This window comes from Stenotrophomonas maltophilia group sp. RNC7, assembly GCF_030910085.1.
GTDB classification, from domain to species: Bacteria; Pseudomonadota; Gammaproteobacteria; order Xanthomonadales; family Xanthomonadaceae; genus Stenotrophomonas; species Stenotrophomonas sepilia.
Genome location: NZ_JAVFVN010000714.1, coordinates 1 through 750, shown reverse-complemented (window position 1 = coordinate 750; position 750 = coordinate 1). Strand labels below are relative to the sequence as shown.

The window sequence follows — 750 nt, the reverse complement described above, 5'->3', positions numbered from 1 at the left end:
GATGTAACTGACTATCTCCATTGTCTAAAGGGAAAAAGGTTCGTTCTTTTCCGACAGATACGAATGACGCCGGTGAATTTTGCTTCAAAACAGATCTGACAATAGAGGCAGTAAATGTGACGACTGATTCGAATAGAGGGGATGGGGTTCTGTCCATGAATATCATAATATTATGGCTGCGCTGTTGTTCAAACTCTTTTGTCATAATGTTGTTTGTTCGTGCAGTTGCTTTCCAATCAATCCATGAAAAGCGGTCACCAGGTTTATAGTCTCTCACACCGACAGAAATGGTAGAGTCTTTTACTAAATTTATATTTGCTGAAAGTGCTCCTTGTTCGAAATGATTTTCCATTTGTCGATATGTTATATCTACATACTGAGGGTAGACTAAAAATGTATCTGGAACTGAAAAAATTACTTCTTTCTCCATCATACCGAATAAATCGCCAGTTTTGACACGTACGCTTGAAAAAGTATGCTCTCCTCTAGGGATTGTGTCGATTGCATATTGAAACGAAATATTTCGCTTCAATCCTGGAAAAAGTATTACTTTATTCATCTTCGTTTGTTTACACTTTGTAAATTGTGATGGTAATTCATCTTCTATAATTAAGTAAAGTAATGGAAAAGGAAATCTTCTTTTTATTGTAATGGTGCTTAAAAAAGGTTCTCCTGCTGCATATTCGTCTTGATTTGTTATTCGTATTACTTCAGCGTTCCGCAAAGCATAGAAGGGGAGTAATAGTGAAT

1 protein-coding gene is annotated in these 750 nt (G+C 36.1%); it reads right to left on the bottom strand.

Features of this window, described 5'->3' with window-relative positions; translation table 11 throughout:
• Positions 1–750: DUF58 domain-containing protein (locus RCF13_RS15615; RefSeq protein ID WP_308141329.1), on the bottom strand; the 750-nt coding region annotated here is incomplete at both ends.